Origin of the sequence: Actinoplanes sp. NPDC048988, assembly GCF_043197815.1 — a bacterium.
Taxonomy (GTDB): domain Bacteria; phylum Actinomycetota; class Actinomycetes; order Mycobacteriales; family Micromonosporaceae; genus Actinoplanes.
This window is the reverse complement of the sequence record NZ_JBICTW010000007.1, coordinates 268,717-274,863: the sequence shown is the minus strand read 5'-3', so window position 1 is coordinate 274,863 and position 6,147 is coordinate 268,717. Positions and strand designations below refer to the sequence as shown.

The window sequence follows — 6,147 nt, the reverse complement described above, 5'->3', positions numbered from 1 at the left end:
CGCGCGGCGGTCCGGTGTGGGTGCTGCCGAGTCCGGGCCGTGAGCTACCGGTGGGTGGCGGGGCCAGGGCGATGACTCCCGCGCCGATGACGCCGACGCGGTCGCCGAGGGCGGCCGGCTCGACGCGGGCGGCCCGGGCGGCCGGCGGCATGGCTTCGCGGGCGACCACCTCACGCACCGGCCCGAGGAGCATGGCACCGGCCCGGGTGACGCCGCCGCCCAGCACGACCAGGTCGGGTTCGAAGACGTTGACCAGGTCGGCCACGGCCGCGCCGAGCAGGTCCACCGTCTCCGCCCAGACCGCTGCCGCCGCCGGATCCCCCGCCGCGACGGCCGCCGTCACGCCGGCCGCGGTCATCTCCCGGCCGCAGGCTTCGCGGGCTCGTTGCGCTATCGCGCTTCCCGAGGCGTACGCCTCCACACAGCCCCGCCGCCCGCACGCGCAGAGCCGCCCGCCCCGGCGCACGATGATGTGGCCGAACTCCCCGCCGTTGCCGGCCGCGCCCCGGTGCAGCCGCCCGCCCACCACCGCGCCGCCACCGATCCCGGTCGAGACGGTCAGGTAGAGCATCGTCGCCGTACCCCGCCCGGCTCCGAACCGGTATTCGGCGACCGCGGCCGCCGTGGCGTCGTTCTCCAGCACGAACGGCACCCCGAACGCCTCGGCCGCCAACGGCCCGATGGGCACCCGCGTCCACCCCGGCAGATGCGGCGGGCTCATCAACATCCCCGACGGCCCGTCGAGCGGCCCCCCGCAGGCGATCCCCACGGCCCGGATCCCGCGCGCGCCGACCGTGCGGAGAGCCTGGTGTCCCAGGTCGAACAGGCACGCCGTGGCGTCCCGCCAGTCGCCGGTGTGCGGCGTCGGCGTGGTCACCAGGCCGTGCGCCGTGCCGTCGGCGGTGACCACGGCGGCGGCCAGCTTCGTGCCGCCGATGTCCAGGCCCAGCACCGGCCCGGCGTCGCCCGGACAGGGCGCCAGCAGATCGGTACCACTCACCGGGGCCTCCACATGGGATCGATCCCACACCGGCGAGCGTAGGAGGAGTGCCCGGGACGGGTCAAGAGTCAGGCCGGCGGGGCCGTCGATCCGCGCGACACGACGGACGCCGACAGCAGGACCGTGCGCACGGGGGCGAGCGGCGCCTGGATCCGGTCGATGAGCTGGGACACCGCGGCCTCGCCGAGCGCCACCGTGTCCTGCCGGACCGCGGTCACCCCCGGAGTCACCATGCTCATCCACGGGACGTCGTCGAAGGACACCAGGCTCAGCTCGCCCGGGATCGACCGGCCCAGCTCGGCCGCCGTCCGGAACGCCGCCTCGGCCAGCACGTTGTTGGCCGCGAAGACCGCCGTCGGCGGGTCGGGGCGGGTCAGCAGCGCGCGGATGCCGACCCGGGCCGCCTCCACGTCCCACCCCGCCGTCACCACCAGCGACTCGTCCAGCGGCACCCCGGCCGCCGCGAAGGCCGCCCGATAGCCCGCCAGCCGGTCCCGGCCGGTGGTCCAGTGCATCTCGTCGATGACCAGGGCGATACGCCGGTGACCGATCCCGATCAGCTGCTGGGTGACCCGCTGGGCGGCGCTGCCGTTGTCCACCAGCACCGCGTCGCACACGCCGGCCGAGAACTGCCGGTCCACCTCGACCACCGGGATCCGCTGCCGGCCCAGGTACGCCCCGAGCTCGGCCGACACCGGCGTCACGATGACCCCCGCGACCCGCAGCGCCACGAACGTCTCGGCCGCCTCCGCCTCCACCCCGGCCGAGCCGCCGTCGTCGGCCAGCATCATCGTGTACTGCCGCTTGCGGGCCTGCGCGCTGATGCCCGCGGCCAGCCCCGCGTAGAACGGGTTGTTCAGGTCGGACAGCAGCACGCCGATCGACTGGCTGGCCTGCCGGCGCAGGTGGCGGGCGGTCGCGTCGGGCACGTAGCCGAGGTCGTGGGCGACCGCGCGGACCCGGTCGCGCACCGGCGGCGCCACGTAGCCGTGGCCGGTCAGGGCGCGGGACGCGGTGGAGCGGGACACCCCGGCCGCCTCGGCCACCTCGCGGATGGTGGCCCGGCGCGCCACTCCCTCAGCCGTCACGTCGCCTCTCTCTCCCACACGTCCACGATGGCCTCGGCGTGCTGACCCAGGTGGAGGGCGCCGATGCTGACGTCGGCGGCCAGCCGGGCCCGGCGCCGCGGAGACCCCGTCGTCACCTCGATCACCGCGTCGTCCTCGCCCCACGGGGGCAGGGAGATCGTCGCCACGTCCGGCACGGCCACCCACCCTACCGGCAGGACCATTCTGATCACGGCCTTCTGTACGGTGGTCTGGGGGTTGACCACGGTCACGCGCAGGCGCAGGACGGCACCAGTTTCCGCTCGCGCGTAATAGGGCGCAATCCTCGCCATCACCCCGTCCGGGCCGGTGCCGAGCTCGTCCAGCGGCAGCAGTTCGCGGTGCAGCCGGTCCTGCTCGTCGGCCTCCCGGGCGACCAGCGCGAAGTACTCCTCGTCGACCCAGCGGGCCGGCCAGTGCCCGAAGATCATGAGTTGCGGCGCGACGGCCCGGTACAGCCGCGCGCAGGCCTGGTAGTCGCCGAGCCGGAAACGGTTGCGGTACTGGTAGTTCAGCACTTCCCGGGGCCCGCCGACGGCGCCCAGGCCCACCTGCTGGTCGCCCGTGGCCAGCACCTTCACGCCGTCCACGACGAACTCGTACGCCGCCTGGTAGAGGGTGTGCCCGGGCAGGTCGTGCACGGTGATCTCGTACTCCCGCCAGCGGAACGACCCGCCCAGCCTCAGCCGCCGGTCGACCGGGATCGGGTCGAACCACGTACACGGAAGGTCCTGGTCCATCGGCGCCTCGAGGATGTCCGCGACGTGCTCGGGGGCCCACACCTCGGTGCCCTCGACGTCGCGCAGCAGGTTCAGGCCGGCCACGTGATCGTCGTGGTAGTGGGTCGGCAGCGCGACGTCGATCGAGGTGACGCCGTACCGCCGGCGCAGCGCCGGCAGCGAACCCAGCCAGGGCCGGCGCGAGGCCCGGTCGCCGCCGGGCGGCAGGCCGGTCTGCATGTCGTATCCGTAATCGATCAGCAGCGCGGCCCCGGTCCCGGAGATCAGCACGTAGCCGCACGCGCTGCCGGTCCGGTTCTGCAGCAGGTGCCGGGTCAGTTCGACAAACGGGTTGGCCAGCCAGTCGGCCAGATCCCAGGGGTACGGGCGGCGCGAGTCCACGTACTGGTTCATCCGCGCGGCCAGCAGCGTGAGCGCCGCCGCCGGTTCGGCCATCGGTTCGCCGTGCGACGGCAGAAGCAGATCCAGTTCCCGCTGTACGAGGGTGAGGCAGCTCAGCACGGTCATGGCCGGGCCCTCGTTCTCCACGTACGACCATTGGGTCGCGGCCAGCGACCACACCTGGCCCGGCCCGTAGATGAGGTCGCCGGTGAAGGCGATCCGCCGGCCGCCCCGCTCGATCACGTACGTCACCGACCCGGTCGTGTGCCCCGGCGTCGGCAGCACCTCGACGGTCGTGCCCGCGTACACCCGACGCCGGTACTCGGGCACCACGTCGTGCACCGGCACCGGCTCGAGCAGGGAGAACTTGTCCTGCCGCAGGTTGTAGTCGTTGCGCAGGGTGCGGCCCTGCCACATCTCCTCGACGTCGTCGAACAGCTCCCGCTCGGCCGGCGGCACGTGGACCCGTACCCCCTCGGCCGTGGCCCACCGCAGGCCCTGGGCCTGGTCGCGGTGGTGGTGGGTCATCAGCACGTCGGTGATCCGGTCGACGCCCATGGCGGCCAGGTGCTCGAAGGCCCGGCCCGACCCGAAGTCGATCGCCACGGCGGTCCGGCTGCCACCGGGATCGGCGATCACGTAGACGTTGCAGGTGTCGGCGACCCGGAACACGCCGGGGGCGATCTCGGCGAAGGGCATGCCGGTATGGTATCGATTCCACATCGGCCCCGCCTCTACTGTGGATTGGACCGGTACGCCTTCCACGTGCGCGCCACGAGCATCAGGTCGTCCGCGGTGAGCTCCTCGCCGGAGCGGTCGACGCGCTCGGCGTAGTACAAGGCCGGCACGCCGAGCCTCGCCTGCGCCTCGACATAGGCCCGCCACTGGGCGCGGTCGGCGATCGGCCACTGGTCGGTGTCGATCAGGTGGTACGGCAGGCAGGCGCTGACCACGGCGTGCCGGAAGGCCAGCTGGTCGGCGGCGGCCACCTCCGCGCCGGCCGGGTCCCGTTCGAGGATGTCGTTCAGCCGGATCATGTCGCTGACGTCCCCGAACCCCGGATGCGGGGCGTGGGTGACGACGAGGGCGTCCGGCTTGGCGCTCTTCGCGGCGCGGTACATGGTCTCGAGCAGGCGGTGCAGCAGCGCGATCCCCCACGGCGCGCCCGCTTCCGCACCCGGCCGGCGCAGCCCTCGCCCCGACGGCGCCCGCTGCGTGAAGTCGATCTTGAGGCCGTCCGCGTCCAGCCCGTCCGGCCCGAGCAGCCACGCGACGATTCCCGCCAGCCGCTCCCGGTAGGCCGGGCAGCCCGGGTCGGCCGCGACCGGCGTGCCGCCCGGGTCGGTCACGCATTCGGCCACCGGCAGGCCACCGGGATCCCACGCCTTCCACCACAGCAGCACCCGCTGACCGGCCGCGTGCCGCCCGGCGATCCAGGCCCGCAGGTCCGGCCAGCGGGTCACGTCCGGCTCGCCCGTCCCGTACGCCAGCTGCCAGCGATCATCGACCACCACGGTGCCCGGGACGACACCGTGGTCGGCCAGCCGGGCCAGCCACCCGTCGTACCGGTCCTGCCGCGACAGCGCGACCGCCGTGGTCACCCCGGCCGGCACCACGGCCGGACCCAGGTCCCGCAGATGGTACGGATGGGAGGTGGGCTGCCCGGGAATCGGCGCGGCCGCGCATTGCGCGCCCCACCCGCAGAAGATCGGCTCCCGCCACCACGCCGCCTGTTCGCCGCCGGCCCCGGCCGGCGCCAGTTCCCGCAGAGCCGTCCACGGGTCGGCGGCACGCCGGAGAACCACCGGCGGGGTTTCGAAAAAACCGTCGATTGCCGTACGGCCTTCGTAATCGGCCACCAGCAGGAAGCCACCGTCGAGCGGGTCGTAGCGCAGCGCCGGAAACCGAAGATCGGCCACGTCGCCGCCCAGCGCGGCACTCAGCACCCCGCCGCCGCCCGTCCGCCGGAACACGAAACACAGCGGCGGCGGCGAGAAGACCGCGTGCAGCCGCCCCGCGGACGCGTCCCCGACGACGCCGAGCGAGGCCGCACTGCCGGCCGGCCGCTCGAACTGCACCGGCTCGGCCGGCGCGGGAACGAAAACGGAGGCGAACTCGATCGACGACCGGAACACACCACAGGCCCCGTCCGGCAGCGTCCCCCGCCCACCGAGCAGCCGCACCTCACCGAGCGGCCCGGCCCCGCGTACCCGAACCCGAACCTCGACCCGATCCTCGAAGCACCGCAGCACGACGCTCTTGAACTCCCACGCGCTCGACGCCACAACGACCTCGAACTCCGCCATCTCCACCCGCGGCGCACCCTCGACCGCCTCGCGTCCCGCCCCAACCGCCGGCCCCACCTCGGCCCGCGACGCGCCCTCGCCCGTCTCCCAGCCGGCAACGACCGGCGGCCCCACCTCGCCCGGCTCCCGCTCCACCTCGCCCGGCTCCCGCCCCACCTCGCCCGGCTCCCGCCCCACCTCGCCCCGCTCCCGCCCCACCTCGCCCGGCTCCCGCCCCACCTCGCCCGGCTCCCGCCCCACCTCGCCCCGCTCCCGCCCCACCTCGCCCCGCTCCCGCCCCACCTCGCCCGGCTCCCGCTCCACCTCGCCCGGCTCGCGCCCCAGCTCGGCCGGCTCCCGCCCGGCGGCGGCCCGCGACGCGCTTGCGACCGGCTCGCGGCGTGCAGCGACCGGCGGCGCCGGACCGGACAGCTCGCGGCGCGCGACGACCCGCGGCCGGCCGTAGGACTCGTCCGGCGCGTCGGCCCGGTCCACGGAGGCGAGCAGGCTGAGCCGCGACCAGATCCGCCCGTCAAGGTCCGCGAGCACCGCGACCAGCTCCGGGACGCGCACCTGCACGACGTAGTCGGCGGCCACGACGGTCCACGTGCCTTCGCCCTCGCTGAGCTCCATCC

The 6,147-nt window shown here is 74.7% G+C and carries 4 protein-coding genes; all 4 read right to left on the bottom strand.

Annotation, left to right across the window (positions count from 1 at the left end; translation table 11 throughout):
- Positions 1-1,000: ROK family protein (locus ACGFJ7_RS24130; RefSeq protein ID WP_392643882.1), on the bottom strand; the 1,000-nt coding region annotated here is incomplete at its 3' end.
- Between the two features lie 68 nt (positions 1,001-1,068).
- The gene (locus ACGFJ7_RS24125) at positions 1,069-2,088 is read right to left on the bottom strand and encodes a LacI family DNA-binding transcriptional regulator (RefSeq protein ID WP_360255553.1); all 1,020 of its coding nucleotides are present in this window, start codon (positions 2,086-2,088) and stop codon (positions 1,069-1,071) included.
- Positions 2,085-3,926, bottom strand: a complete 1,842-nt coding sequence (locus tag ACGFJ7_RS24120; protein ID WP_392643880.1) for an MBL fold metallo-hydrolase — start codon at positions 3,924-3,926, stop codon at positions 2,085-2,087. The genes ACGFJ7_RS24125 and ACGFJ7_RS24120 overlap by 4 nt, the downstream gene beginning before the upstream one ends.
- Positions 3,927-3,961: 35 nt before the next feature.
- Entirely contained in the window at positions 3,962-6,145 is a 2,184-nt protein-coding gene (locus ACGFJ7_RS24115; RefSeq protein ID WP_392643878.1) for a hypothetical protein, read from the bottom strand.
- Between the last annotated feature and the right edge of the window lie 2 nt (positions 6,146-6,147).